Annotated in this window: 25 protein-coding genes; 12 read left to right on the top strand and 13 right to left on the bottom strand. The window is 42.3% G+C overall.

The genetic code is table 11. The features are described 5' to 3' along the window. Positions 1 to 6: 6 nt before the first annotated feature. The 13 genes from OKC24_RS08060 to tviB all read right to left on the bottom strand — a co-directional run bounded on the left by OKC24_RS08060 (position 7) and on the right by tviB (position 15,203). Complete coding sequence (locus OKC24_RS08060; protein ID WP_265464959.1) at positions 7 to 876, bottom strand: glycosyltransferase family protein; 870 nt, start codon at positions 874 to 876, stop codon at positions 7 to 9. Beyond that, complete coding sequence (locus tag OKC24_RS08055) at positions 866 to 2,077, bottom strand: O-antigen ligase family protein (protein WP_265464958.1); 1,212 nt, start codon at positions 2,075 to 2,077, stop codon at positions 866 to 868. The genes OKC24_RS08060 and OKC24_RS08055 overlap by 11 nt, the downstream gene beginning before the upstream one ends. Before the next feature lie 7 nt (positions 2,078 to 2,084). After that, a complete protein-coding gene (gene wecC, locus OKC24_RS08050) occupies positions 2,085 to 3,347 on the bottom strand; it encodes a UDP-N-acetyl-D-mannosamine dehydrogenase (RefSeq protein ID WP_265464957.1) in 1,263 nt (420 codons plus the stop codon). A gap of 18 nt (positions 3,348 to 3,365) precedes the next feature. Further along, positions 3,366 to 4,487 carry a non-hydrolyzing UDP-N-acetylglucosamine 2-epimerase gene (gene wecB / locus OKC24_RS08045; protein ID WP_265464956.1) on the bottom strand — a complete coding sequence of 374 codons (1,122 nt, stop codon included), beginning with the start codon at positions 4,485 to 4,487 and terminating at the stop codon, positions 3,366 to 3,368. Between the two features lie 207 nt (positions 4,488 to 4,694). Next, positions 4,695 to 6,545: a polysaccharide biosynthesis protein gene (locus OKC24_RS08040; RefSeq protein WP_265464955.1), complete on the bottom strand. Its 1,851-nt coding sequence runs from the start codon at positions 6,543 to 6,545 to the stop codon at positions 4,695 to 4,697. 39 nt (positions 6,546 to 6,584) lie between these two features. Further along, positions 6,585 to 7,772 carry a DegT/DnrJ/EryC1/StrS family aminotransferase gene (locus tag OKC24_RS08035; protein ID WP_265464954.1) on the bottom strand — a complete coding sequence of 396 codons (1,188 nt, stop codon included), beginning with the start codon at positions 7,770 to 7,772 and terminating at the stop codon, positions 6,585 to 6,587. A 31-nt stretch (positions 7,773 to 7,803) separates the two neighbouring features. Continuing rightward, complete coding sequence (locus tag OKC24_RS08030) at positions 7,804 to 8,460, bottom strand: NeuD/PglB/VioB family sugar acetyltransferase (protein WP_131276652.1); 657 nt, start codon at positions 8,458 to 8,460, stop codon at positions 7,804 to 7,806. After that, positions 8,453 to 9,064 carry a sugar transferase gene (locus tag OKC24_RS08025; protein WP_131276653.1) on the bottom strand — a complete coding sequence of 204 codons (612 nt, stop codon included), beginning with the start codon at positions 9,062 to 9,064 and terminating at the stop codon, positions 8,453 to 8,455. The genes OKC24_RS08030 and OKC24_RS08025 overlap by 8 nt, the downstream gene beginning before the upstream one ends. Beyond that, positions 9,065 to 10,207: a glycosyltransferase family 4 protein gene (locus OKC24_RS08020; protein ID WP_265464953.1), complete on the bottom strand. Its 1,143-nt coding sequence runs from the start codon at positions 10,205 to 10,207 to the stop codon at positions 9,065 to 9,067. It abuts the gene before it with no gap. 394 nt (positions 10,208 to 10,601) lie between these two features. Further along, positions 10,602 to 11,672 carry a glycosyltransferase gene (locus OKC24_RS08015; protein WP_265464952.1) on the bottom strand — a complete coding sequence of 357 codons (1,071 nt, stop codon included), beginning with the start codon at positions 11,670 to 11,672 and terminating at the stop codon, positions 10,602 to 10,604. Then, positions 11,669 to 12,880 carry an oligosaccharide flippase family protein gene (locus OKC24_RS08010; protein ID WP_265464951.1) on the bottom strand — a complete coding sequence of 404 codons (1,212 nt, stop codon included), beginning with the start codon at positions 12,878 to 12,880 and terminating at the stop codon, positions 11,669 to 11,671. Before OKC24_RS08010 ends, OKC24_RS08015 begins: the two co-directional genes overlap by 4 nt. 5 nt (positions 12,881 to 12,885) lie before the next feature. After that, positions 12,886 to 13,905, bottom strand: coding sequence for an NAD-dependent epimerase/dehydratase family protein (locus OKC24_RS08005; RefSeq protein WP_265464950.1), 1,020 nt, complete (start codon positions 13,903 to 13,905; stop codon positions 12,886 to 12,888). 20 nt (positions 13,906 to 13,925) lie between these two features. Then, positions 13,926 to 15,203: a Vi polysaccharide biosynthesis UDP-N-acetylglucosamine C-6 dehydrogenase TviB gene (tviB, locus tag OKC24_RS08000; RefSeq protein ID WP_130145401.1), complete on the bottom strand. Its 1,278-nt coding sequence runs from the start codon at positions 15,201 to 15,203 to the stop codon at positions 13,926 to 13,928. A 906-nt stretch (positions 15,204 to 16,109) separates the two neighbouring features. On the opposite strand from tviB, the gene OKC24_RS07995 reads away from it, so the two are divergent. The 12 genes from OKC24_RS07995 to ahr all read left to right on the top strand — a co-directional run bounded on the left by OKC24_RS07995 (position 16,110) and on the right by ahr (position 26,599). After that, the gene (locus tag OKC24_RS07995) at positions 16,110 to 17,186 is read left to right on the top strand and encodes a polysaccharide biosynthesis/export family protein (RefSeq protein ID WP_438800936.1); all 1,077 of its coding nucleotides are present in this window, start codon (positions 16,110 to 16,112) and stop codon (positions 17,184 to 17,186) included. Continuing rightward, complete coding sequence (locus OKC24_RS07990) at positions 17,186 to 17,614, top strand: low molecular weight protein-tyrosine-phosphatase (RefSeq protein ID WP_131276666.1); 429 nt, start codon at positions 17,186 to 17,188, stop codon at positions 17,612 to 17,614. Before OKC24_RS07995 ends, OKC24_RS07990 begins: the two co-directional genes overlap by 1 nt. 19 nt (positions 17,615 to 17,633) lie before the next feature. Beyond that, positions 17,634 to 19,826, top strand: coding sequence for a polysaccharide biosynthesis tyrosine autokinase (locus tag OKC24_RS07985; RefSeq protein ID WP_131276668.1), 2,193 nt, complete (start codon positions 17,634 to 17,636; stop codon positions 19,824 to 19,826). A 248-nt stretch (positions 19,827 to 20,074) separates the two neighbouring features. Then, positions 20,075 to 20,788 carry a BamJ family beta-barrel-assembly machinery protein gene (gene bamJ, locus OKC24_RS07980; protein ID WP_005012265.1) on the top strand — a complete coding sequence of 238 codons (714 nt, stop codon included), beginning with the start codon at positions 20,075 to 20,077 and terminating at the stop codon, positions 20,786 to 20,788. 56 nt (positions 20,789 to 20,844) lie between these two features. Further along, positions 20,845 to 21,537, top strand: a complete 693-nt coding sequence (bamJ, locus tag OKC24_RS07975) for a BamJ family beta-barrel-assembly machinery protein (protein WP_130145393.1) — start codon at positions 20,845 to 20,847, stop codon at positions 21,535 to 21,537. Between the two features lie 201 nt (positions 21,538 to 21,738). Continuing rightward, positions 21,739 to 22,485, top strand: coding sequence for a dienelactone hydrolase family protein (locus OKC24_RS07970; RefSeq protein ID WP_131276670.1), 747 nt, complete (start codon positions 21,739 to 21,741; stop codon positions 22,483 to 22,485). A gap of 50 nt (positions 22,486 to 22,535) precedes the next feature. Beyond that, positions 22,536 to 22,895 (top strand): HIT family protein, encoded by a 360-nt coding sequence (locus tag OKC24_RS07965; RefSeq protein WP_130145391.1) that lies wholly within the window; start codon positions 22,536 to 22,538, stop codon positions 22,893 to 22,895. Positions 22,896 to 23,034: 139 nt separating this feature from the next. Further along, a complete protein-coding gene (gene mutY / locus OKC24_RS07960) occupies positions 23,035 to 24,063 on the top strand; it encodes an A/G-specific adenine glycosylase (RefSeq protein ID WP_131276672.1) in 1,029 nt (342 codons plus the stop codon). A gap of 84 nt (positions 24,064 to 24,147) precedes the next feature. Next, complete coding sequence (locus OKC24_RS07955) at positions 24,148 to 24,690, top strand: M23 family metallopeptidase (protein WP_171458877.1); 543 nt, start codon at positions 24,148 to 24,150, stop codon at positions 24,688 to 24,690. Positions 24,691 to 24,706: 16 nt separating this feature from the next. After that, positions 24,707 to 24,952 carry a hypothetical protein gene (locus OKC24_RS07950; protein ID WP_131276676.1) on the top strand — a complete coding sequence of 82 codons (246 nt, stop codon included), beginning with the start codon at positions 24,707 to 24,709 and terminating at the stop codon, positions 24,950 to 24,952. Between the two features lie 33 nt (positions 24,953 to 24,985). Then, positions 24,986 to 25,540, top strand: coding sequence for a DNA-3-methyladenine glycosylase I (locus OKC24_RS07945; protein WP_131276678.1), 555 nt, complete (start codon positions 24,986 to 24,988; stop codon positions 25,538 to 25,540). Positions 25,541 to 25,576: 36 nt separating this feature from the next. Continuing rightward, positions 25,577 to 26,599: an NADPH-dependent aldehyde reductase Ahr gene (ahr, locus tag OKC24_RS07940; protein WP_131276680.1), complete on the top strand. Its 1,023-nt coding sequence runs from the start codon at positions 25,577 to 25,579 to the stop codon at positions 26,597 to 26,599. Positions 26,600 to 26,642: the final 43 nt, after the last annotated feature.

Raw genomic sequence — 26,642 nt, 5'->3', positions numbered from 1 at the left:
CTGGCTTTATTCATAATCTTTGTAATACTCTTTTAGTTTTTTTATTTGTATAGAATTCATATCTTCTCCTACATTTATATCTTTTAATGCTCTAGTCGTCTTAAAATATACGGGCATTAAATAATATGGGTATGACGTTTTTACAATTTTTTTATTATTAATAATAGTCATACAGTTTAACCATATATCGTCAGCCAAAGGACATAAATTTAAAATTTTTTTCTTATCAAATGCATCCTGATGTAATGAATTTGGAGGATATAGCACACCGCTTCCACCATACTGCATTATCTCAGTAGTTGGTAAAACTTCTTCAAATAGCATATTTTTCCAGTCTTTATAACTAGATCCATTTTTCTTAGCGGCTAGATTGCAAATTACTGCATCTGGATATTGTTGGTTTGCATTTAATAAATGCTCTACCATACCTTGTGAGTAAAAAAAGTCATCATCAACAGTAATTACTTTTGACTTAGGATATTTATTCATCACATAGTAATATTTTTTATGCGATCTTAAATCATCTTCACTCCAAATTATTTCTAAACCACGATTTAATTGGCTTAATAATTCTTTTGGTAAATCAGCTAAACCATTAATAAATTGCTTTGAAGAAAGTGTTAAAACTATTTTATCTGGTGGAATAGTCTGATCAATCAAACTCTCAATTACTAGCCAAGTTTTTTCAATTCGATCTGGAAATGTCGTTAACGATACAATCACACTATCTTTACCACTAAGTTTTTTTCTCTGATCTTTGTAATACCCAGATGCTAATAAGTTATAGATTTTTTTAATAAAAAGTCTCTTTATTTTATTAATATATGTGTTTTCTTCTATACACTGGCTATACAAAAAATAGAGTTTATTTAACATTTTTAAATCCTTCAAAATATGATATTGATGCTAATAATGAAAGAAATATCCACACATAGACACCGACCAAATACCCACTATTGATTAGAGAAAATGGTATAAATATAATTACTAAATGAAGAAATAAAACTTTTATTTTGTAATCTTTCATAATGAAAGTTTTAAAATTATTTATTAAAATCAATATAATAAATAATAGAAAAAATATACCTAGCTCGTAAAGAGTTTCACCAAAAAAATTATGCGCTGCATATACTTCCATCTGACTTAAATTATTTGAAGCGAAATAACCAAAATTCCCTATTCCAAAACCAAGCAGCAAATTTTCTTTCAACCCATCAAAAGGTAAAGTCAAAACCTCCCACCGTCCATCTGATTTATAACCAACATTATCATATCGATTAATAAGAACCTCAAATACAGAAAGATTGTTAATCAATAAGTAGCTTACACAAATAACAATTGCACATTTAAATATTAAACTCCCTCTATACAACAGTAAAAATCCATAACTGAGACATAAAGCAACTGTTGCCGATCTAGATGCATTCGTTATAACAACATAACTAATTAATAGCAAAAAAATAGCTGAAATAATTTTGTATACAAACTTATAATTCGAAATTGCATAAATCAAAAATGGCATCATCATTATTAACACCATTAAAAATGTATTATAATTTCCAAAAGTAAAGCTACTATAATCCCTAGCCATTAATGACTCAACATCATGTGTTAAATTCACACTTAAATGATTTCCAGTTGATATTTCATATACAGCATAAACAAGCGCAATACTTAAAAAACCTAAAACCCCTTTAAAACAACTCATTAATGAATTATTAGCTTTTTTATAAAAAACAAATAAAACAGCGTAAAGCATTAAGTTTATTGCTAAATACAAGAAACTAATCATACTTTCTTTAATATTTTCAATAATAAAAAATATTGAACAAAACCCATAAATAAAAGAAAAAATTAAAAAATAGCTCTGCAATTTATAATTACTTAATTCCTTATAAATAAGAGGAAAATAGTAAAAAAACAATAAAACAGCTAGCAAACGGATTGGCTGTAATGCACCACCATATACACCGAATATTAATATAAAAAAAATTAAAGATATATAAATATCAAATCTATTAGATTTCATTAAGAATAACTCTAAATACTTAGTGGGTAATATTTTAAAACTACCCACTAAATCCTTACTTCTTCAACTGGCAAAAAATAGTTTTTTTATCTTCAATGCCTAGACTTTCAATTGTAAATTCTTTATGAGCAACAAGTACAATTTTTACATCATACTGTTTTGTATCTTCCAAGTTGGCTAAGATAATATTACTATTCTCTAATGCAAGCGGAAGCTTACTAATATTTGGTTCAACTACATAAAGTGAATCTACTTGTTCAGATAGCTTTGTAACAATTGCCATTGCGGGACTTTCACGCAAGTCATCAATATCCGGCTTAAATGCCAAACCATAACAAGCGACAGTTACATCTTTAATCATTTTTTCAGGATTCGCCTGTAAAAACTCAGCAATTTTAATTTTAACCTGATCAATCACCCATTCAGGTTTAGCATCATTCACTTCACGTGCAGTGCGTATTAAACGCGCTTGCTCAGGTGTTTTTGCCACAATAAACCAAGGATCAACTGCAATACAGTGTCCGCCTACACCCGGCCCAGGCTGCAAAATATTGACACGCGGGTGGCGGTTTGCCAATGCAATGAGTTCCCATACATTAATATCAAGCTTGTCACAAATAACGGAGAGTTCATTAGCAAAAGCAATATTGACATCGCGGAACGAGTTTTCAGTCAGTTTACACATTTCAGCGGTACGCGCATTGGTTTCAATACAGCCACCCTGTACAAATATTTTGTACAAATTGCTGGCAGCAATTGAACAAGGCTGTGTCATCCCGCCAATAATGCGGTCATTGCTAATGAGTTCTTGCAATACCTTGCCCGGCAAGACACGCTCAGGGCAGTGAGCGATACGAATATCCGATGCTTCACCCGCCTGCTGCGGGAAAGTTAAGTCAGGACGCGCTTCACTTAGCCAAGCCGACATCTGCTCTGTTGCGCCTACTGGAGAGGTTGACTCCAAGATCACCAAATTGCCTGATTTAAGATAAGGCGCCAAAGCCTTCGCTGCAGACTCAATATATTTTAAATCCGGTTGATGATCATCTTTAAAAGGAGTCGGCACTGCCACAATATACACATCGGCTTCTGCTGGCACAGTCTGAGCAGCCAGCATGCCCTTTGTGACAACCACTTTAACCAATGCATCCAGATCAGGTTCTACAATATGAACCTTCCCCTGATTAATCATATCTACAGCATGCTGATTGACATCAACACCCGTAACTTTTACCCCATGTGCAGCAAAAGTAGCTGCTGTCGGCAATCCAATATAGCCTAAACCAATGACACAAATATGCTTAAATTGACTGTTCATATTCTTTCTAACACTTACTCAGTTACTTTTTAAAAAATTAATAATTTGCTTGCAGGCTGTGCCATCACCATACGGGTTATGCGCTTCTGCCATTTGCTGATACAGCGCTGCATTTTCAATAAGATCTGTCACCGATTGTTCAATGACTGCAGCATCTGTGCCTACTAATTTTACTGTTCCAGCTTCTACCGCTTCTGGGCGTTCCGTGGTATCACGCATGACCAATACCGGCTTGCCTAGTGACGGCGCTTCTTCCTGAATACCGCCAGAATCGGTCAAAATTAAATAACTGCGATTCATTAAATATACAAATGGCAAATAATCCTGAGGCGCAATTAAATGAATATTGGAAATGCCGGACAGTAATTCATTTACAGGCTTTTGTACATTCGGGTTTAAATGTACTGGATATACAATTTGCACATCTGAATATTTTTGAGCGATATTCGCCAGTGCATGACAAATATTTAAAAAACCTTGACCAAAGTTTTCTCGGCGGTGTCCAGTGACTAAAATCAGCTTTTTGTTTGCATCTAAAAAACTGAATTGCGTATTAAAATCTGCAATAATTTTATGATCTGTTTCAACTTTTTCTTTAACTTTTAATAATGCATCAATCACCGTATTTCCTGTAATTGTAATACTTGCAGGATTAATATTTTCTTTAATTAAATTATTATAAGATGACTGCGTCGGTGCAAAATGATAGTTTGCCAAAGCGCCTGTTAATTTACGGTTTGCTTCCTCAGGCCATGGTGAATAAATATCCCCCGTACGCAAACCCGCCTCAACATGACCAATTTTTACTTTATGATAATACGCCGCCAAAGAAGCGGCAAAAGTCGTTGCAGTATCCCCATGCACTAAAACAACATCTGGCAGCCACTCTGCAAATACGGTTTCTAACCCTTTTAAAACACCAGAAGTCACATCAGAAAGTGTTTGACCGGGCTTCATCAAATTTAAATCAAAGTCCGGCTTTAAATTAAAAAGCTCTAATACCTGATCTAACATTTGACGGTGCTGACCAGTTACGCACACTTTTGTGTCAAAATCTGATTGCTGCTGTAATTGTAATGCTAAAGGAGCCATTTTAATTGCTTCCGGCCGTGTTCCAAAAACCAGGAGAACTTTTTGCACGTCAAATCCTTATCTAAAATTATAGTAAATGAATTAAGCGATCGAGATTCTACCAATATTATTAATTTTATTAAACCCAATATTAAGCCTCATTATTAATTCTGCTTAATCTACACATTTTATTACATTTCATTTATTGAAATGAATATTTTAAACCTCTAGTAGATATTTCAAAAAAATAAAATATTAATTATTTAAATCAACAGCTTATGAATTATTAAATCCAGAAACATATTTTAATAATATAGAAATTAATGCCTCTTTATTCTTTTCATCCAAACACAATCTCTCTAGTTCATTAAATGTATTCATAACTTCAGCAAAAGAATAAAAAACTTCAAACGACTTTAAAATCCGTTCATGATCCGTTTTTTCTACATTATCTGCATCAATTAATAACTCTTCATACAGTTTTTCACCCGGCCTTAGCCCTGTAAACTGAATGGCAATATCTCCTATTCCCTGATCATCAACAGGATAGAACCCGCTTAAACGGATCATCTGCTTCGCTAAATCAACAATTTTAACCGGCTCACCCATATCCAGTAAAAACACATCGCCGCCTGTACCCATTGCGCCCGCCTGAATCACCAGCTGCGCCGCTTCAGGGATGGTCATAAAGTAACGCGTCACATCAGGATGAGTCACCGTTACAGGGCCGCCTTTGGCAATCTGCTTTTTAAATAAAGGCACGACGGACCCCGAAGACCCCAGCACATTGCCAAAACGCACGATACTGATTTGAGTTTTGGGCTGTGCAGAAGCCAACCCTTGACAGTACAGCTCCGCCATGCGTTTGGATGCGCCCATAACATTGGTCGGGCGCACCGCTTTATCCGTTGAAATCAGAACAAACGTTTCAACATTTTGATTGACTGCCGCCTGCACACTGCATGCTGTGCCAATAGATGTGTTATGAATCCCTTCAAATGGATTCGCCTCGACCAAAGGAACATGCTTGTACGCAGCGGCATGGTAAACAGTCTGTACTGCATACTGCTGTAATATACGTTCCAATTTTTGCTGATTTGTGACAGAACCCAATACCGGAACCACCTGTATGCCTTTGTCTTGCAATTCGCGGTCAATCGAATACAGTGCAAACTCTGACATCTCAAACAGCACCAGCATTTTTGGCTGATGCTTGACAATCTGGCGGCAAAGCTCAGAGCCAATTGACCCCCCAGCCCCAGTAACCATCACCACTTTATTTTTAATATTCTTTTCAAGCAATTCCGGCTTAGGCGGAACTGGGTCACGGCCCAGCAAATCAATAATATCCACTTCCTTAATATCAGATACACTGACTTGACCATCCACCAGCTGCGTCACGCCTGGCAGTTCCATGATTTTGACATCAGCAGACTCAAAAGACTCAATAATGTCTTTTTTCCGGGCACGGCCAACGGAAGGCATCGCCAATAAAATTTCTTCTATACCAAAGCTGCCAAGTTTATTCACAGCGCGTTTAGGCGGGTAAATTTTTAATCCGCTTAAAGATTGGCCATGCAGCGAAGCTTTGTCATCGATGAAGCACACAGGCAAATAATCGTCTGAGCGCTTTAAGGCTTCTGCAATCTGCTGCCCGGCCAAGCCTGCGCCATAGATAGCAACCCGCTTGCGGTTCTGCCTTTTCGCGAAAGTTCTGAGCGTGGCATAACGTATCACCGCACGGCTCCACCACATCCATGAAAACAGCACAAAACCGTACATGAGCGGGATACTCATGGGGATAAATGCCAGATCCAGTTTTTTAATGGCATATAAGCCAACAATTTGGATGAATACCGCAACGGAAATGCGCAGCAGATAATCTTCGTTAAACGAGCGCACAATAGCGCTGTAAACACTTAATAACGCAAATACTGCAACGCCGAAAAAACCGACATAGACATACCAAAAATCCAGCCCTTGCATAACCGGAACATTGGGCTTGGCTAGACGAATGGCATACACCAGCCACATCATCAGCGGCAAGACACAAAGATCCATCACCACCAAAACCATTTGTTTTTGACGGCGCGGCAAAGATGCGATTAATCGAATTAAGTCTTTCACAAAGGGCTCGAAGGGAATCTGAGTTACATCAAGGCGCAATTATACGCCATCAGCGTTTGATATACGCGTCATTACGGTTTGAATAGCATTAAGAGTTTGAGTCAAGCTGTCATTGCTTAAAGTCGGATGAACCAAAAACATTAAACTGGTTTCGCCCATATGCTGCGCATTTTTCAGGCGCTCTGCAGGACGCCAGGGCGTATTCTCAAAGGCATGCTCTAAGTAAACTTCTGAACACGATCCGCTAAAGCATGGAACGCCTAAAGCAGAAATTTCATTCATAATCCGGTCACGCGACCAGCCTTCCGGCAGCTGCTCCGTATTCACCTGCACATAGCACTTATATGCAGCATGCGTGTATTCTTCAGAAGGCTGATACACAGTGACATAAGGCGTATTTTCAAATGCTTTATAAATTCGCTGCATGTTTTCATTGCGGACTTTGCTCCATTCAGCCATCTTTTTCAGCTGCATGCGGCCAATGACAGCCTGCATTTCCATCATGCGCCAGTTGGTGCCAAAAGAATCATGCAGCCAGCGGAATCCCGGCGGATGCTGTTTATTGTAAATGCTGTCAAAATTTTTGCCATGGTCTTTATAAGACCATATTTTTTTCCATAAAGCTTCATCATGGGTTGTGACCATACCGCCTTCACCGCCCGTGGTCATGATTTTATCCTGGCAAAAAGACCATGCGCCAATATGTCCAATAGAACCCGCAGACTTGCCTTTGTATTTTGCGCCATGTGCCTGCGCGCAATCCTCAATCACGTAAATGCCTTTTTCTTCAGCCAGCTGCATGATCGGATCCATATCGCACATCCAGCCCGCTAAATGGACACAGATAATGGCTTTGGTATTCGGCGTTAAAACGGCTTCAATGCTCCGTGCAGAAATATTCTGCGAGTCCAATTCCACATCGGCAAATACAGGGTTCGCGCCAGCCGTCACAATGGAGCTGGCAGAAGCTAAAAATGTGCGGGAGGTGACAATCACATCATCGCCTGCGCCAATGCCTAAAGCTTTTAATGCGGCATCCAATGCCACAGTGCCGTTGGCTAAAGCCACTGCATATTCTGTCTCTGCAAATGCAGCAAATTCTTTTTCAAATTCACGGCATTCCTGACCCGTCCAATAGTTCACCTTATTCGACAGCAATACTTGAGAAACAGCATCAGCTTCTTCTTGCGTAAAGCTTGGCCATGGTTCAAATGCAGTGTTTAACATATTCAATTCCTAGATAAGATTTTAAAAATCTTTATTTCTTCTCTAAAATTCGGGCAGGATTGCCGACTACCGTCACGCCTGCAGGAACATTTTTCGTCACCACCGCGCCCATGCCAATCACAGCGCCTTTGCCGATAACTAGCGGCTTGCCTGGCACGCCCTGCTTAATCACCGCACCTGCGCCAATATAAGCATGGTCTTCAATATGAATATTGCCATTGCACTTTACACCTGGGGCAAATGTCACATAATCGCCAATGACACAGTCATGTTCAACATAGCTATATAAGTTGGCATGGAAACATTTACCAATTTTGATATTGGAGGTAATGGTGACAAAAGGGCTCAATGCAGCGCCAGCTCCAACAGAGACATCATCCATAGTGACGGTATTATTTGCCTTAATTGACCAAAGTGCAATTTGGTCCTGTTCCAGTTTATTTGCCAGCATTTCACGGATTTTACCGTTTGCGATGGCAATTAAAACAAATTTATTTTCCGCAGCGATCCGTTTAAAATCATCATAATTTAATGCGCGATGACCATTCACCATTGCCGGCGCTTTTAGACCATCATCAATAAAAACGATCTCAGCCTTTATTTTCAATCTCGCCAACTGTTCTCTGGCAACAGGCATCAAACTGCGTCCGCAACCGGATGCACCATAAATTGCATATAGTTCAGTCATGGTGCTGATCCTGCTTTGTGCCCGTGAACTTGGTCATAGTGGCCTCGCCTTCAGCGCTGATATCCTCTTTTGCAATCACTTTCTGAACGGTCTTCAGCATGATTTTAAAATCCAGCGCAGTGGACTGATTTTCCACATACCATGTATCCAGCTTGAATTTTTCTTCCCAGCCAATGGCATTGCGGCCATTCACTTGCGCATGCCCGGTCATTCCAGGACGCACATTGTGGCGCTTTGCCTGTTCTGCATTATATAAAGGCAGGTATTCCATCAGCAGCGGACGCGGGCCAACCACGCTCATATCGCCTTTGATCACATTCCACAGTTCAGGCATTTCATCCAAACTGGTAGCACGCAGCATTTTGCCAAACGGGGTTAAACGCTCGCTGTCCGGCAAGGGATTGCCTTGAGCATCCGCCGCATCTTTCATGGTGCGGAATTTAATCATTTCAAAGGGCTTGCCATTTAAGCCCGGACGCACTTGCCGGAACAGCACCGGTGAGCCTAAATTCTTCTTCACCTTATAAGCAACAAAAGCATAGAGCGGCGACAGCAGAATAAGCGCAATTGAAGCAATGACGATGTCTAATAAACGTTTAAGCATTTAGATTAATCCCATTTCCGTCATCATATGCTTATTCACTTCATGCACATCATATTTAGTTAAAGCAATTTCCCTGGAGCGTTGACCCATTTTTTCAGCACGTTCAGGATCATCAATAAACTTACGCATGGCTTGAACCAAACTCTCAACAGATTTGACAGAAACTAAATAGCCATTTTCCCCATCCACAACAGTTTCACGGCATCCTGGCGCATCTGTGGTAATAATTGCGCGGCCCATTGCCATGGCTTCTAAAACCGTACGCGGCGTGCCTTCACGGTATGAAGGCAGCACATATATAGAACTCTCGGCAATTGCAGGACGGACATCCGACAATTTACCCCAATAATTTACGGTCTTCTCGGCCACCCAGTGATCCAGCTCTTGCTGAGAAATGGCGGCGGGATTTTCATCAATCCAGCCCACCAAATTAAATTCCACTTCAGGGTTTGACTGCTTAATGATTGCCGCCGCAGCCGCAAACTCCCTGACACCTTTATCACCCAATAAACGGGCAATCAGCAAAAAAGAAATTTTAATTTGATGGGTATTATCTAAGGGCAAAGGCACAACATTAAAATCTGAAACATTCACGCCAGACCCGTTTACCACAACAGCCGGGGTCACCTGAGTGATTAAATTCAGCTGTTTAAAAAGCGCCAAGTCATCAGGATTTTGAAAAAAGGCTTTGGAACTGCGCGCAAGCGCTTGCTGATACAAACCATGCACCAGCTTTTGAAAAATACTGCGGCCGCCTTCGGCTTCTACATTTTGAAATGCATAGCCCAAGCCTGTAATTAATGCGAACCTCTGCGGAACTTTAGCCAGCCATGCGGCAAGAGTTCCATAAATAACCGGTTTAATCGTATAGGCAAGCACATAATCCGGCTTTATTTTTGTAATGATTGCACGCATAGCCCAAAGTGTTTTCAAATCCGCTATCGGATTCGTGCCTGTTCGCTGCATAGGTATTTCATGCACGAAATAGCCAAAATTTTCCAGCTGCTTATGCTCTGCGGCAAACTGCTCTAAATCTGGCGACAAGATATGAATTTCAAAGCCTTGCGCATGTATAGCCTCTAACAACTTTCCACGGAAATTTAAAACTGAAGGAAGGTAGCTAGAAATTATACAAAAAACCATTTTACATGCACCATAAAATCTAAATGAATGACTTCTATTCCTCAGATTATAAGCCGTTAGAGAAGATAATAAAATCCAAATAATACATCGAATAAAAAGAGAGAAATGCCATCCTTTGTGAGCATATAAAGTATAGAGTTATGCTGAAGGCAATTTATTCCATTAAAATAGATATGACAATCAATCATATAACAAAAAAGCCTGCATCACTTTTACAGACAGGCCCGCATCAGCCCTTTCATAATTGCAAACTGCGATTCCATGCTTTGAAAGCGGCGGTACACAGGGAATGCTGAATAATGAAAGGGAAAATATAAGAAGTATCAACAAATGTTAAAAACACCCCGGCAAGCATCTAAAAATGATTACCCATAGGATTCATGCTGCTGAAAATTCATTTACCAGCATTAGCCTGATAAAGATTTAACCATTGAGTTAAAATATATTTCCAATCAAAACTTTCCGCTTTAGGATAAACCCAATTTTTCTGCGCGCTATTTAATGAATTTTCTATTATTTTGGCAAGCGCTTCTGGTTTTCCTATTTCAACCAAATTGGATTGAAGCAATTCAACAGCGCCATCCGTTGCAGTTGCTGCAATTGGACGCTCGCATAACATAGCCTCTAATATTGCAAGCCCAAATCCTTCCCATGCTGATGAAGAAACAAATACATCACTAGCATTTAAAAGCGCTGTAATATCATTTCTGATTCCAAGAAATTGCAGGCGATTTTCTATACCCAAGACATTTGCCAAATTTTCCATTTCTTGTCTTTTAGGACCATCGCCTACGATTAATAAAAATGCATTTTTTTCTTTTTCCGCAACAATCTTAAATGCTTTTAATAAGGTTGGATAATCTTTTGGAGTATCTATCCGTCCAATCGTCATAATGATTTTTGCATTATCAGCAATTTTCAGCTGCTGGCGGGCGCTTGCCCTTAAATCCGGATCATATTTATAGCGGTTTGAATCGATGCCATTATAAACGGTCATGATTTTTTTCTTTTTTACCGCGCCTGCCTGCATTAAGGCCCTTGAAGCATTATCGCTTACATTGGTATGCACATCGCATAAATTTTCCGTCAAGGCGTAAGTGGCAATGCGCAGCCGCCCCCCTTCAAAATTGGAATGAGAGCTGCAAATAACCCGAACGCTTTTTCTGAAAAGTTTAACCAAACGCGCCATAATATTGGCATGGAACATGTGCGCATGAATGACATCCGGCTGCACCTGATCTACCAGCTTCAGCAATGAATAGATCGACTTAAAAGCCGAAATTCCAGAACTCAGCGGTATTTTATACAGCTTAATATTTTGATAAACTGGCCTTCTTACGATGTCTCCAGTGAAATAAACCAGACAGACTTCCTGACCGGATTCATATAATTTATCCGCAAGTTCACACACAACTTTTTCCGCCCCTCCCATTCCTAAACCAGTAATCAGCAACATAACTTTCATTTTTGTTTACCTTTTAAATGGAAGAAAATCATCGAAAATGCAAGCAGGCACTGAAAAATATAGCTGATAATCAATGTATAAATGCCACCGGTCAGTCCATACTGTGGAATACACAAATATGAAACGAATAGCGTTAAAATTAATAATGCTGAAAATAAGTATACCTGCTGCTTGATGATGCCGATGGCTGTCAATGTATACCCCAATACAGTGGACAGATAGAGCGCCAGACCCGCACACATGATTAAGATTAATTCTTTTTCATAAACAACATATGCATTTCCATAGATTAAATTTAAAATGTATTCGCCTAAGATTACGCTTACAATAATCGCGAGGACACCGAGTCCGCCCGCAATCCCTAAAGCGGTCATTAAATATTTTTTAAAATCCGCTATACTCGTATTCCAGGCGCCCGTAATTTTAGGGCTAAGATACTGGCAAATAGAATTAATAAAAATACTGCCGACAATAATGAAATAACTCAGCACAGTAAAAATACCGACAGATTCAATTCCAGAATACTTATTTAAAAATAATCTCGGAATTGTACTTTGCAGTGTTACGATTCCCAAAGAGATCCCCATAGGAATAGCAGATCTGAGAATATTGATGTTCAAATTAAAAGAATGAATCTCCTTGGTTTTTAATATATATAAATTATCTAAAAACACCCAAACTAGAAAATAAACGCTTAAAAACAAAACTAAAGAGGTGTGGAAGTCAAAATAATACAGCCCTGCAAAAACAGCTAAAATAGAAAATAAACCTTTTATAAACAATGATTTACTTATTAATTTTGTTTTATCATGGGCATTGTAGTAAGCATAGATAATATCTGAATATGATTCAAAGAACTTCAACAGGCTTACCAGCAGCAAAACCCAAAAGGATAGATGAGAAGCCAATCCCCAAATTAAACAGCAAATCAACGCTAAAAAAGAAGCAATTATTCTTAAATAATAAAATTGCGAATATGCATATTTTTTCTGGCTATTTACATCCAAAATATACAAAGGCCTCAGCTGTAAATTGCTAATCGCAAATAATGGCGCCGCGATGGCCAAGGCCAATGAATATTGCCCCAAATTGTCTTGACTGGTTAATCGGGCGAATAGAATTAAAATAACCCACTGAGAAAAGGCAAATACAAAATTTCCGCCAATAAGCCATTTTGCTTTTCCCAGCAAGTTTTTTACTTCTTTCATATTATTTATGCAAATTTAACATACCAAGGCATAGCAATTTTAATGCCCTGCTTGATATTAAAATCAGGCTTAAAGTGCAAATATTTCTCTATTTTTTCTATACTTGCTTGTGAGTGACGGACATCACCCGCGCGAAACTCTCTATAAACCGGGTCTTTTAAATACACTATCCCATTTTCATTTAATGCAGATTTAATCTCATTGAATAATTCATTCAATGTGGTCCGATCTCCGACCGCAACATTGTACACTTGATCCTTCGCTTGATCTGGAGCAGCAGCCGCTAAAATATTCGCCTGTACAGTATTGTCAATAAAGCAGAAATCACGGCTGGTTTCACCATCACCATTAATAAACACATCATCACCGGCAATCATGGCTGCCGTCCATTTTGGAATTACCGCGGCATAAGCCCCATTTGGATCTTGACGTTTGCCAAAGACATTAAAGTAGCGCAGGCCAATAGTTTTAAAACCGTATGTACGCGCAAAAACACTTGCATACAGTTCATTCACGTATTTGGTCACAGCATAAGGTGACAGCGGATTGCCAATGTTTTCTTCCACTTTCGGCAATGCAGGATGATCCCCATAGGTCGAACTGCTGGCCGCATAGGTAAAGCTTTTCACCTCGGCATCACGCGCCGCTGTCAGCATATTCAGAAAACCGCTGATATTGGTTTCATTAGTGGCGATAGGATCTGCAATTGAACGCGGTACAGAACCCAATGCAGCCTCATGCAGCACATAATCCACCCCGGCGCAGGCTTTTTGGCAAGTGTCAAACTGACGGATATCGCCTTCAATGAATTTGAATTTCGCCCATTGCTCTTTCGACACCAAGCCTTGAACTTCATCCAGATTATATTGATGGCCTGTCGCGAAGTTATCCAGACCGACAACGTTTTGATTCAACTTCAGCAAGGTTTCAAGCAAATTTGAACCAATAAAGCCTGCTACGCCTGTCACGAGCCACGTTTTAGGAGCTTGCTGCAACTGCATGCGGACGGTTTCAAAAGTATTCATGATCTTTCCTTTCACCGCGCTTATAAACGGATATCTGATTCAGCCTCTGACAGGACATATTTCAGGTCATACAGCACATGTTCAGCCTTGCCCAAAGCGCGGATTTCTGCCGCGCCCATCGCTTTAAACTGCTCATGCGCAACTGCTAAAATCACAGCATCATATTGGCCTTGCTCAACCGTTTGAATCGGCTGAATGCCGTACTCATGCTCCGCTTCAGCCGCATCCACCCAAGGGTCATGCACATCTACATTGACATGATATTCTTTCAGTTCATTCACAATATCGATAATGCGGGTATTGCGGATATCCGGACAGTTTTCTTTAAAGCTTAAGCCTAAAATCAAGACTTTGGCATCTTCAACCTGAATGCGTTTTTTCAGCATGGCTTTGACCAGCTGGGTCACCACATAAGCGCCCATACCGTCATTTAAACGGCGGCCCGCTAAAATAATTTCCGGGTTATAGCCTATGGCCTGCGCTTTATGGGTTAAATAGTAAGGGTCAACGCCAATACAGTGGCCGCCCACCAAACCGGGGCGGAACGGCAGAAAATTCCATTTTGTGCCGGCAGCATTTAACACGGCTTCAGTATCAATGCCCATTTTGTTGAAAATCAGCGCCAGCTCATTAATTAAAGCAATATTGACATCGCGCTGCGTGTTCTCAATCACTTTCGCCGCTTCTGCAACTTTGATGCTGGCCGCTTTATGCGTGCCTGCTTCAATAATCAAGTTGTAAACTTGATCGACATATTCGGCAACTTCTGGTGTTGAGCCAGATGTGATTTTTAGAATATTGGTGACACGGTGCAATTTATCACCGGGATTAATACGTTCAGGGCTGTAGCCTGCATAAAAATCTTGATTGAAGCTAAGTCCTGAGTTTTTTTCTAAAACAGGAATACACACTTCTTCTGTCGCGCCAGGATAGACGGTTGACTCATAAACCACGATATCGCCTTTTTTCAGAACTTTAGCAATGCTTTCGGAGGCTTTGACCAAAGGGGTTAAATCAGGCTGCTTGTATTCATCAATTGGCGTTGGCACGGTCACAATGAAGAAATTGCAGCCGCTCAGCTGCTGCAAATCAGTGGTATAGCTTAAAAAAGCCGCTTGTTTTAATTCTTCTGAAGATACTTCTAAAGTATGGTCCTGTCCGCTTTGCAACTCATCAATGCGTTTTTGATGGATATCAAAGCCAACCACTGGGACCTGTTTTCCAAACTCGACCGCTAACGGCAAACCAACATAACCTAGCCCAATAATTGCTATTTTCAGTTCAGATAGTTGTAACATATAAAGCCTGTGCCATCGATGTATTATGATTCATCGTTACGTTGTAAAGAGCCTTATAATATAGCAGAAATCAGATCTAAATGATGTTGTAAAATATTATGAAAATTCAAACTACCGAACCCTGCAAACTGTTGAAATCCGCTAAAGATGAGAACCCGGCAGATTAATTGTATTCAAGCCAATCAATTAATGATGAAGCCCTTTGTACAAAGCCATTCTCAAATATGCACTTCCTCAAAATTACCAAAAGAGCAGAAAATATTTCAAAGCAATCAAACCGCTGTCTGAATCTATACAGACCGCGCAATCTGCATGGCATCCGCCGCACAATCCGTCCATCCAAAATAAATGACCAGCTGAAGTTAATTGCAGCTTATGTCACATAATTTATACAAGAAGGCAAACAGTTTAATGCCTTCTCAAGGATATAAAAAATCTAAGCATCCTGCACAAATACAATAACGACCGTTTTTAGGAACATCCTGATTGAGCACAGCAGATACCCTCCACCTTTCTGCACAAAAACCGCAACTGCACTTAATATATTATTTTTATTAATATTTTTTAATTCAAACATTCAAACAGCATTTATAATGCTGGCATATTCAGAGGATTCACCGCATTTTGAATCAAGCTCGATTTCATAACTGCCTAAGATAGTTCACATTATTTTTCAATAAGACTATAAATAAACAGTTTAACTATTTTTTGATACATAATTAAACCAGTGCAGGCTGTATACTTAAAATACGTACGAATCAGCGGCATCTTATGGTATATTCCATAACAATGCTGGTATAAAATCATACCGTTTTAAATTTATATTTTGGGTATATTCAGCCTAATTAAGCAATTTATTATTTTTATAAAACAGGATTTCGAGTGAGTTACTACCGTTACAGCATTATGTTGGCATTAAGTTTAGGAATGACGGGCTGCGCCATAACTTCAGGCCTGCAAACCTATGATTTACCCAGTGAAGGTGTTTACCAAACTGACTTAGGAACTCAAGTCAACGTAGTCCAGCTTACTCAGGAGAGCTTAGCGGCTGTGCAGCCAGCTCAAATTAATCAGCAAAGTTATGCCAATTTATTTCATGCTGGACATAAAAATTACCGCTTAAGCTCTGGCGATATCTTATCCATTTATTTATGGGCCTATCCTGAAATTACCCCGCCAACCAATACAATTAATAACGAGGTTGGCGTTCAATCCAATGGATTTCAAATTGATCAAGACGGCTATATTCAATTTCCGGTTATAGGCCGTTATAAGGCCGCTGGAAAAACACTAAATCAAGTCAATCAGGAATTGCGCAGCCAGCTCTCACGCTACCTTAAAACCCCAGACGTTGTTGCGCGGGTTTTATCATATCAGGGGCAGCGTTTTTCGGTACAAGGCAACGTCATGAAAGGCGGGCAATTTGCTTTAAGTGATCAGCCTGTCAGTATTTATAGCGCTTTAGGCATGGCGGGCGGCGTAAACACCCAATATGGCGATAACACCTCCATCACTTTAGTGCGCCAAGGGCAAACCTATAATCTGAACAGTATTGAGCTGGAAAAGGCTGGCTATTCTCTGCATAATTTACTGATTCAGCCCAATGACACGATTTACGTCAATTCCCGGGAAAATCAAAAAGTTTATGTCATGGGTGAATCCGGCAAAAACCAGTCTTTGCCGATGCGTGATCAAGGCATGACACTCAGTGATGCTTTAGGTGAAAGCTTAGGCTTGAACCCATTATCTGCCAGCCGCGGAAAAATTTATGTGGTGCGCAGCAGTCCAAGCAACCCGATGACTGAAATTTATCATTTAAATCTCACCAGCATTGGCGATTTTGGCCTTGCCAATCAATTCAAGCTGCGCAGCAACGATATTATTTATGTAGATGCTTCCGGCTTGGCGCGCTGGCAGCGGATTATCAACCAAGTTATTCCATTCTCCAACATGATTTATAATATGGACCGTTTGGGACAATAATGCAGATTAATAATATTTTAGTGGTCTGTATTGGCAATATTTGCAGAAGTCCTATGGCGGAATATTTTTTCAAACAGGAATACCCCGCTTTGCGCATTCATTCTGCTGGAATCTCTGGACTTACTGGCCATCCAGCAGATGAAAAAGCGCGGCTTTGCATGCAGCGCTTAGGCATTGACATGTCTGGACACGTTGCACGCAAGCTGAACGCAGAATTAATTAAACAGGCAGATTTGATTTTGGTCATGAGTCAAAATCAGCAAAAGCACATCGAACAAACTTGGCCATTTGCGAAAGGCAAGACCTTCCGCCTCGGGCACTGGCAAGGCAAGAATGTGGCTGATCCCTATCGGCATGATCAATCTGTATTTGATGAGACCTGTCAGCTGATTCAGCAGTATGCTGCAGACTGGAAAAAACACATTTAACTGAATTTGAACGACGATTATGAGCCAAAATACCAATACTGAAGATACAATTGACTTAAAAGAACTGTTTTTTTCTTTAATCGCGCAATGGAAGCTGATTGCGCTTTGCGTCATTTTAAGCTTAGTGTGCGCACTGCTGTATCTTAGAGCAACACCAGATACTTATGCAGTCAATGCATTGGTTCAAGTCGAAGAAAGCAAAGGCGCTTCAGCAGCCTTATTGGGCGATCTGTCCAGTATGATTGATCAAAAGCAGCCCGCTCAAGCCGAAATTGAAATCTTAAAATCACGCTTGGTCTTAGGCACAGTCATTCAAAATCTGAATTTAGATTTGAAAATTTCCGGTACGCAAAATTCTTTTACAGACCGTTTATTTGCGCCGCATGACTACAGCACAGAATATCTGTCAAAGTCTGTTGTGTTCAAAGATGACGAAAAAGCATTTGAAGTGCGTAAATTTATTGTTCCGGCAGCCTATCGGGATAAACAGCTGGAACTGCATTTTGACGGCAATAAACTCAGCATAACAGATCCTAAAACTGATCAGGCTGTATTTAGCGGCAGCATGAATGCCGATAATCAGCTGCAGACTCCGCAAGGCCTATGGCAAGTCTCAATTTTCAGCCAAGATCAATTCAACGATGCTTACTTAATCGAAAAACAGTCCTTGCCTGCAGCTGTTGACAGTATTTTAGACAGCTTTTCTGTTGCTGAAAAAGGCAAAATGACCGGCGTGCTGGGTTTAAATTATCAAGGCCAAGATAAACAGCACATCACCAAAGTATTGAACTCAATATTGACCGCTTACAGCCAGCAAAATATTGAACGCCGTTCGGCTGAAAGCGCGCAAACATTGAAGTTTCTGGATGAACAATTGCCAGATCTCAAAAAACAGCTGGATGTTGCAGAACGTGAATTCAACAAATTCCGTCAGCAATACAATACGGTTGATGTCACCAAAGAGTCTGAACTGTATTTGACCCAAAGCGTTACTTTAGAAACGCAAAAAGCGGAACTGGAACAGAAAGTCGCTGAAGCAGGCGCGAAATATACCAGTGAGCATCCGGTGATGCAGCAAATGAATGCCCAGCTGGCTGCATTAAATAAGAAAATCGGCGAATTGGAAGGCACCTTAAAACAGCTGCCTGACTTGCAGCGCCGTTATTTGCAGCTGTACCGCGAAGTGGAAGTTAAAACCCAGCTGTATACCGCCCTGCTGAACTCTTATCAGCAACTGCGCATTGCCAAAGCAGGCGAAATCGGCAATGTCCGTGTCGTTGATACGGCGGTTGAACCGATTGAACCGATTGCGCCAAAAAAATTGCAAATTTTAATTCTGTCTATTTTCCTCGGCGGCTTCTTAGGCACCTTGCTGGCCTTGCTGCGCAATATGATGCGTTCCGGCATTAAAGATTCTACCCAAATTGAAAATGAGCTGGACTTGCCTGTTTATGCCACTGTGCCGCGTTCGCCTGTGCAGGAAAGCCGCATAAAATTGCTGAAAAAGAAAAAGCATATTCCTGTACTTGCGGTTAAAAATGGCGATGACATTGCCATTGAAAGCCTGCGCAGCATGCGTACCGCCATTCACTTTGCCTTAAGCGCAGCGAAAAATAATATCATTATGATTTCTGGCCCTGCGCCAGAAGTCGGCAAGTCTTTTATTTCAACTAACCTGGCCGCCATTCTTGCGCAAAGCGCTAAACGTGTGCTCATCATTGATGCAGACATGCGCCGCGGCTATTTGCACAAATACTTCAACACCGATAATCAGCCAGGCCTTGCCGATTATCTGAATGGCTTTCAGGAACTGGACGCCATTATTAAGCCAACGGAAATTGCGGGTTTAAGCGTCATTACCCGCGGCAAAAATCCGACAAACCCATCAGAGCTGCTCAGTTCAGCAAAATTTGCAGCCATGCTGGAACAGCTGACGCCAATGTTTGACCATATCATTATTGATACTCCGCCAGTGCTTGCCGTGACTGACGGCATTATCATTTCACAATATACAGGCGTGAACCTAGTAATCGCCCGTTATGCAAAAACACAGATGAAAGAACTGGAACTTACCGTCAACCGCTTTGAACAAGTGGACGTGAAAGTCAACGGCATCATTCTGAATGACATTCAGCGCGCGGCCGGCGGTTATGGATATGGCTACGGCTATAACTATTCTTATGGCTACAAAGCGGCCAAAGAACAGGATTAATTGTTTTTTCAATCCAAAAAGCCAGTGCCGACACTGGCTTTTTGAGTTTTTAAAGGATAAATTCAATAAGCGCCTTTTTCGCATTATTGTATGAAAAATGTTTTATATATTCAGTATTTTATAGAATAATACCCTAAAGATGTCTATGATAATTTTCTGGGCTGCAGTCACTTTAGGAAACTGCTGCTGAGAAAAGTCTGCTAAAATTTTGGCAACTTTTTACATATAAAATAATTGTGGGAAAATTTATGAGTAAGGCCCTACCCATTGCTGTCGCTGTTCTTCTAGGCGGTGCTGCGCTTGTTCCAGTTTATTATGCAACTCAAAAGCCTGCTGTGCAGGCAGCGACTTCCACTCAGCCCCCTGCAAATGCGTCAGCAGTAGAAAAGATCAGCTATGCTTTGGGCTATGAAGTTGCACACCAAACACCGCCTGAACTCAACATTGACAGTTTTGTTACCGGTGTCCGCGCCGGCCATGCGCGCGCTCAGCCAGCCTATACCGAAGAAGAACTGCAGCAGGCCTATGTTCAGTTCCAGCAGGAAATGCAGCAAAAGCAGCTGGATCAGACAAAGCAAGCAAAAACAAGCAGTGATTCTTTCTTAGCTGAGAATGCGAAAAAGCCAGGCGTGATAACAACAGCATCCGGCCTGCAGTATAAAATCACGCAGGAAGGCACAGGCAAACAGCCGGCTGCAAATTCTGTGGTGACAGTGCATTATAAAGGCCAGCTGGTGGACGGCAAAGTCTTTGACAGCTCGATTGCGCGCGGCGAACCGATTGAATTCCCGCTGAATCAGGTGATTCCGGGCTGGACCGAAGGCCTTCAGCTGATGAAGGAAGGCGGCAAAGCAACACTGTATATTCCATCTAATCTGGGCTACGGTGAACAAGGCGTACCGGGAACGATTCCGCCAAACAGTACTTTAATATTTGATGTTGAACTGATTAAAGTGAAATAACAAAAATTTCAAGGAGAGCCGGCTACGCTCTCCTTTCTTTATTTTTTGAGATGCCTATGAAAATTCAGATGACCCTGCTCTGCCTTGCACTATGCGCCAGCAGTACATTTGCCAAAGAAATTAACAACAAAAGCAGCATGTCAGAACAAGTCGGCTACAGCTTCGGCTACAGTTTCGGCCGCAGCAATGCAGATGCCATGAAAGACATGGATGTGAATGCATTTATTGAAGGCTTGAAAACAGCGACCCAAGGCAAAAGCGCATCTCTCAGCGATGAAGAAATAACCCGCGTATTGACTCAGTATAAAAAGCAGTCTGAAGCAAAACAGCTGATTGAACTCAAGCAGAAAGCCGAACAGAATGCAAAAATCGGCGCCGCTTTTTTAGCAGAGAATGCAAAAAAAGCAGATGTGAAAGTGACTAAATCCGGTCTGCAGTATCAGGTATTGAAAGAAGGCCAAGGCAAATCGCCAAAGGTAAACTCTACCGTAAAAGTAGACTATGAAGGCCGCTTGATTGACGGTACAGTTTTTGACAGCTCTATTGCGCGCAATCAGCCGGCCAGCTTCCAAGTCAGCCAAGTGATTCAAGGCTGGACCGAAGGCCTTCAGCTGATGAAAGAAGGTGCCAAATACCGCTTTTTTATTCCTGCCAATTTAGCATATGGGCAAATCGGTTCGGGTGATGCCATTGAGCCTAACAGCACTCTTATTTTTGATGTTGAGCTGATTGAAATCGCCGCCAAATAAATCATTACAATTTTTTCAGCATGCAGCGCTTTAATGCGCTGTATGCTTTTATCCGCACCGCTGATGTGCGCCTTAGCGTATTTTTATCTTTTTTCATTTCGCCTGCTGCCGGCGAATATACATCCTTTTCTTAATCATTATTAATAAAATCAAATTATTATGCTTTAATCATGGCATTGGCCATTAAACAGGGAGCGATACATGGCACTGAAAATTAAAACACGCGAAATTGAATATACTGCTGCCGACGGCGCCAAACTGACCGGCTATTTTGCAGCGCCTGAAACTGATGCAGCCGTGCCTGGAGTGATTGTTGCGCCTGAATGGTGGGGCCGCAATGAATATACTGAGCAGCGCGCACGCGAATTGGCTGAACATGGCTATGCGGCCTTGGCCATTGATATGTATGGCGATAAGAAAGTTACCACTGCGGTCAGTGACGCCTCCGCATGGATGATGCAGACTTTCGAAGATCCTGAAACCATTGTTACCCGTGCGGCGGCTGGATTAAACACTTTGGCGCAGCAGCAAGAAGTCAATGCAGCTAATCTTGCGGCAATCGGCTTCTGCTATGGCGGCAAAGTGGTCCTGGACTTAGCCCGCTCAGGCGCTGATTTGCGCGCTGCTGCAACCTTCCATGCTGCATTGGCGCCAAAAGCTCCGGCTCAGGAAGGCAAAGTTAAAGCGGAAATTTTAGTGATGCACGGCGAGCTGGACAGCATGGTCACCTTAGACGATGTCGCAGCCTTCCGTCAGGAAATGCATGCAGCCAAAGTCGAGCACGAAGTAATTGTTTTTGAAAATGCAAAGCATGGCTTCAGCAATCCATTGGCCGACGAGCGCGCCAAAGCCAACGGTGTTGATTTAGGCTATAACGCAGCTGCAGAAAAAGGCAGTTTGGATGCAATGTATGCGCTGCTGGACCGCCGGCTGAAAAGCAAAGAATAAGCAAAACGCTGAATGAAATTGAACTGATTACTGATTTGGAGGATTGAACAATGACTGACAGCAACTGCCCTTACTGCAATTATGATGAATATGACGCAATTGCAAAAAATGACTTTGGTGCCATCTTGCCAGAACCTCACAGCCTGTCAAAAGGCCATTGCGTCATTATTCCCTTGCGCCATGTCCGCTCTTTTTTTGACATTACCGATAAAGAACGGAAAAGCCTGATGGCTTTACTGGAACAAGCCCGCAATGAACTGAATCTGCTCCATCATCCTACGGGCTTCCATATTGGTTTCAATGACGGCACAGTGTTTGGAGAATCCACTGAGCATTTGCATATTCATATTATTCCGCGCTATGAAAACCAGGCCTTAACGCTGGATGAGCGCTGGGGCATGGCAGGCTGAAAATTCCTGCATGTCAAAAAGGATCTTCGAGTCCTTTTTTTGTCCGCCTTAAGCAGATTTCATTATTCTGCATCTGCGGAAAATTCCTGAAAAGATTCCATGTATACTGAGGCAGTTTTTCTGTTTGCTGTTCACTTTTATGTTTGTATTTTCAGATGCGTTACTGACTTGGTTCGATGTTCATGGTCGACATGACCTGCCATGGCAAGTGGCTGATGATCCCTACAAAGTCTGGGTGTCTGAAATTATGCTGCAGCAGACCCAAGTCAAAACCGTGCTGCAATATTTCGAACGTTTTATCGAACGCTTCCCAACGGTTGAAGCTTTAGGAACAGCATCATGGGATGAGGTCGCACCCTACTGGGCAGGCCTAGGCTACTATGCCCGCGCACGTAATCTGCATAGAGCCGCAGGGGTTGTGGCACGTCAGGGGCACTTTCCTCAAACTTTAGAGGACTGGATTGAACTGCCAGGCATTGGCCCATCTACCGCAGGCGCGCTGATGTCTTTGGGTTTACGTCAGTACGGCGTTATTATGGATGGCAATGTCAAACGCGTGCTCGCACGCTTTTTTGCCATTGAGGATGATCTAAGCAAACCTGTGCATGAACGCAGCATGTGGCAACTGGCCGCTAAACTCTGTCCAACTGAACGCAACCACGACTACACCCAAGCCATCATGGATTTAGGAGCAACTGTCTGTACCCCCAAAAAACCGCTGTGTTTATATTGCCCAATGCAGCAAGATTGTAAGGCCCATGCACAAGGGCTAGAAACTGAATTGCCTTTTAAAAAGCCCAAGAAAGCTGTGCCTGTGAAGTCTGCCCAAGTTTTGGTGCTGCGGCATCACAATCAATGGCTGTGGCAACAGCGCCCCAATAGCGGGCTGTGGGGCGGCTTATGGTGTTTACCTATTTTTGAAAATCGTGATGAACTCTCGCAGCTGTGCCAAAGTCTAAGACTGAAACAAGTCTCGCAACGCGCTGAAATTTCGCATAGTTTCACCCATTTCACTTGGCAGCTTGAAGCGCTTTGCTTTGAGGTCGATGCCGATCAGCTCGAACATTTAAGTATAGAATTGGCCAGCACATGGCTAGACATACAAAACGTCACAGAAATGGGCATCCCAACCGCGATGAAAAAATTGATCTCGACAATTCAACTGTGACATAGTCAGGTAATCCATTGGGTTCGCCCTGACACTTTAAAATTAGATCACTGAAAGAATAAAGGATTGTTCGTGCGTTATTGTTTGCCCCGCCTTTCTGCGCTCGCCAGTTTAAGTTTTGTGCTTCTGTTGCTCGCAGCTTGCCACACCACGCCGCCTGCGCCGAGCGGAAGCCAGTTGCCTGCCTCACAAGTCCAGCAGCTGAAAAACATGCGTTTAGCTAACCAGCTGCCTGTCCCCGTTCAAGGCATTAAACGTCATGGACTCAAAGATACTTGGGGCGCTTCACGCAGCCAAGGGCGCGCGCATGAAGGCATTGATATCTTGGCTCCACGTGGAACAAAAGTATACAGCGCTACAGACGGGCTGATTGCTGACTTACGCAATAACAATTTGGGTGGTAAAGTGATCTGGGTCATGGGGCCAGCAGGATCATGGCATTACTATGCGCATTTAGACAGCCACAAGCGCGGCCTGAATGTCGGTGACACAGTCAAAAAAGGCGATCTGATCGGCTACGTCGGCAATACCGGCAATGCGCGCAGTACCGCGCCGCACTTGCATTACGGGATTTATCTGAATGGCAAAGGCCGCGGCGCAGTCAACCCCTTCCCTTATTTACGCTAATTGTTAGGAATTATTCATGTCAGAAGCATTGATCAACCGTCTAGTCGAATTTGCTGAATCAGGCAATCAGCAGAAAATTGTCTTAGCCGGACAAAGCTATCAAGGCTGGATTATGGAAATTACTGAAGACGCCTTATTGATCAGCACTGGCTATGCCGATAAATCCGGTAAAGACGTCTGGATTCAGTTTACAGAGCTGGGGCAGGCCGAATTATCTTACTGGGACAATCAAGGCAGTCAATGGGCTGAATTTAAGCTCTAAGGCCCTGCTGCTTTATAATTTAGGAGGATTCGAATGTCTGTACAGCGCTGCGGCTGGTGTTCCAATGACCCGCTCTATATTGCTTACCATGATCATGAGTGGGGTCAACCGCTGCATGATGAGAAACAGCTATTCGCGATGCTCTGCCTCGAAGGCCAGCAAGCCGGGCTGTCTTGGATTACCGTCCTGAAAAAGCGCGAACATTATCACCGCCAGTTTTTCCAACATTCCATCGAACAGATTGCGGCTTTGAGTGACACGGACTTAGCCGAGAAAGTCCAAGATGCAGGCTTAATTCGCCATATTGGAAAGCTGACCGCCATTCGTGACAATGCGATTGCATGGCAAGCGCTGAAGCAGCAAGGCATTAACCCTGTCGAGTGGCTTTGGAACTTTGTCGAGCAGCACGCAATCAATAATGATGTCCCAGACTACCGCACAGCGCCTGCGCAAACGCCTCAAAGCCAAAATATGTCAAAAAATCTGAAAAAGCAGGGCTTTAAATTTGTCGGACCGACTACCTGCTATGCCTTTATGCAAGCGATCGGCATGGTCAACGACCATGAAAACAGCTGCCATTTTAAATAAAAGTACATAAAAAACAGGTAAATAAGGATATAAGATATGACGGATAACACCATTCGCGCTTATGCGGCGATGCAGGCGGGCGCAGCTTTGCAGCCCTATCAATTCGATGCTGGCGAACTGCAGCCGCATCAGGTCGAAGTCCAAGTCGAATACTGCGGCTTGTGCCATTCCGATGTTTCAGTCATTAACAATGAATGGAAATCTTCGGTCTATCCGGTTGTCGCTGGCCATGAAATTATCGGCACCATCCGCCGCTTAGGTTCTGAAGCCAAAGGGCTTAAACTTGGACAGCGCGTCGGTATTGGCTGGACTGCAGAAAGCTGCCAGCACTGTGACCCCTGTGTGTCGGGCCAGCAGGTGCTGTGTACTGGCGGGTCAACAGCAACCATCGTCGGCCATGCAGGCGGCTTTGCCGATAAAGTCCGCGCAGGCTGGCAGTGGATTATTCCTTTACCTGAAGAGCTGGATCCTGAATCAGCAGGTCCTTTATTGTGCGGCGGCATTACCGTTTTTGATCCGATTTTAAAACACCAAATTCAAGCCATTCACCATGTCGGGGTGATTGGCATTGGCGGTTTAGGGCATATCGCGATTAAGCTGCTCAAGGCATGGGGCTGTGAAATTACAGCATTCACCTCGAATCTAGACAAGACCGAAGAGCTCAAAGCCATGGGTGCAGATCATGTGGTGAATAGCCGTGATGCAGATGCGCTTAAAACCCAGCGGGGCAAATTCGATCTGTTGCTCAGTACGGTGAATGTCACGCTCAATTGGCCGGCCTATATCAGTACACTGGCGCCGAAGGGCACGATCCATCTGCTAGGCTTGCCTCTGGAACCCATCAAGCTGAATGCAGGCAGCCTAATCAGCGGAGCCAAGTCCATCACGGGTTCGCCAACAGGCTCACCTGCAGCATTGCGTCAGCTGCTCAAATTCGCTGCACGTAAAAACATTGCGCCGCAAATCGAACTGTATCCTATGTCGCAGTTGAATGAAGCCATCGAGCGCCTGCATTCAGGTCAAGCCCGCTACCGTGTGGTGCTAAAAGCAGATTTTTAAAACGGCTGGCATGTGCACAGCATAAAAAGCCTGCTGCTAAGCA

Source organism: Acinetobacter entericus, from assembly GCF_026168575.1.
Lineage (GTDB): Bacteria > Pseudomonadota > Gammaproteobacteria > Pseudomonadales > Moraxellaceae > Acinetobacter > Acinetobacter bouvetii.
This window is presented reverse-complemented; position numbering and strand designations above follow the sequence as displayed.

What these genes read in the sequence shown, in the direction of transcription:
- OKC24_RS08020 (WP_265464953.1), bottom strand. Translation starts at nt 10,207, where the DNA reads ATGGTTTTTTGTATAATTTCTAGCTACCTTCCTTCAGTTTTAAATTTC.
- OKC24_RS08005 (WP_265464950.1), bottom strand. Translation starts at nt 13,905, where the DNA reads ATGAATACTTTTGAAACCGTCCGCATGCAGTTGCAGCAAGCTCCTAAA.
- OKC24_RS08035 (WP_265464954.1), bottom strand. Translation starts at nt 7,772, where the DNA reads ATGTTAAACACTGCATTTGAACCATGGCCAAGCTTTACGCAAGAAGAA.
- OKC24_RS07945 (WP_131276678.1), top strand. Translation starts at nt 24,986, where the DNA reads ATGTCTGTACAGCGCTGCGGCTGGTGTTCCAATGACCCGCTCTATATT.
- OKC24_RS08025 (WP_131276653.1), bottom strand. Translation starts at nt 9,064, where the DNA reads ATGCTTAAACGTTTATTAGACATCGTCATTGCTTCAATTGCGCTTATT.
- OKC24_RS07995 (WP_438800936.1), top strand. Translation starts at nt 16,110, where the DNA reads ATGTTGGCATTAAGTTTAGGAATGACGGGCTGCGCCATAACTTCAGGC.
- OKC24_RS08060 (WP_265464959.1), bottom strand. Translation starts at nt 876, where the DNA reads ATGTTAAATAAACTCTATTTTTTGTATAGCCAGTGTATAGAAGAAAAC.
- OKC24_RS08015 (WP_265464952.1), bottom strand. Translation starts at nt 11,672, where the DNA reads ATGAAAGTTATGTTGCTGATTACTGGTTTAGGAATGGGAGGGGCGGAA.
- OKC24_RS08030 (WP_131276652.1), bottom strand. Translation starts at nt 8,460, where the DNA reads ATGACTGAACTATATGCAATTTATGGTGCATCCGGTTGCGGACGCAGT.
- OKC24_RS07985 (WP_131276668.1), top strand. Translation starts at nt 17,634, where the DNA reads ATGAGCCAAAATACCAATACTGAAGATACAATTGACTTAAAAGAACTG.
- tviB (WP_130145401.1), bottom strand. Translation starts at nt 15,203, where the DNA reads ATGTTACAACTATCTGAACTGAAAATAGCAATTATTGGGCTAGGTTAT.
- OKC24_RS08010 (WP_265464951.1), bottom strand. Translation starts at nt 12,880, where the DNA reads ATGAAAGAAGTAAAAAACTTGCTGGGAAAAGCAAAATGGCTTATTGGC.
- OKC24_RS07970 (WP_131276670.1), top strand. Translation starts at nt 21,739, where the DNA reads ATGGCACTGAAAATTAAAACACGCGAAATTGAATATACTGCTGCCGAC.
- OKC24_RS07965 (WP_130145391.1), top strand. Translation starts at nt 22,536, where the DNA reads ATGACTGACAGCAACTGCCCTTACTGCAATTATGATGAATATGACGCA.
- ahr (WP_131276680.1), top strand. Translation starts at nt 25,577, where the DNA reads ATGACGGATAACACCATTCGCGCTTATGCGGCGATGCAGGCGGGCGCA.
- bamJ (WP_130145393.1), top strand. Translation starts at nt 20,845, where the DNA reads ATGAAAATTCAGATGACCCTGCTCTGCCTTGCACTATGCGCCAGCAGT.
- bamJ (WP_005012265.1), top strand. Translation starts at nt 20,075, where the DNA reads ATGAGTAAGGCCCTACCCATTGCTGTCGCTGTTCTTCTAGGCGGTGCT.
- OKC24_RS07950 (WP_131276676.1), top strand. Translation starts at nt 24,707, where the DNA reads ATGTCAGAAGCATTGATCAACCGTCTAGTCGAATTTGCTGAATCAGGC.
- wecC (WP_265464957.1), bottom strand. Translation starts at nt 3,347, where the DNA reads ATGAACAGTCAATTTAAGCATATTTGTGTCATTGGTTTAGGCTATATT.
- OKC24_RS07990 (WP_131276666.1), top strand. Translation starts at nt 17,186, where the DNA reads ATGCAGATTAATAATATTTTAGTGGTCTGTATTGGCAATATTTGCAGA.
- mutY (WP_131276672.1), top strand. Translation starts at nt 23,035, where the DNA reads ATGTTTGTATTTTCAGATGCGTTACTGACTTGGTTCGATGTTCATGGT.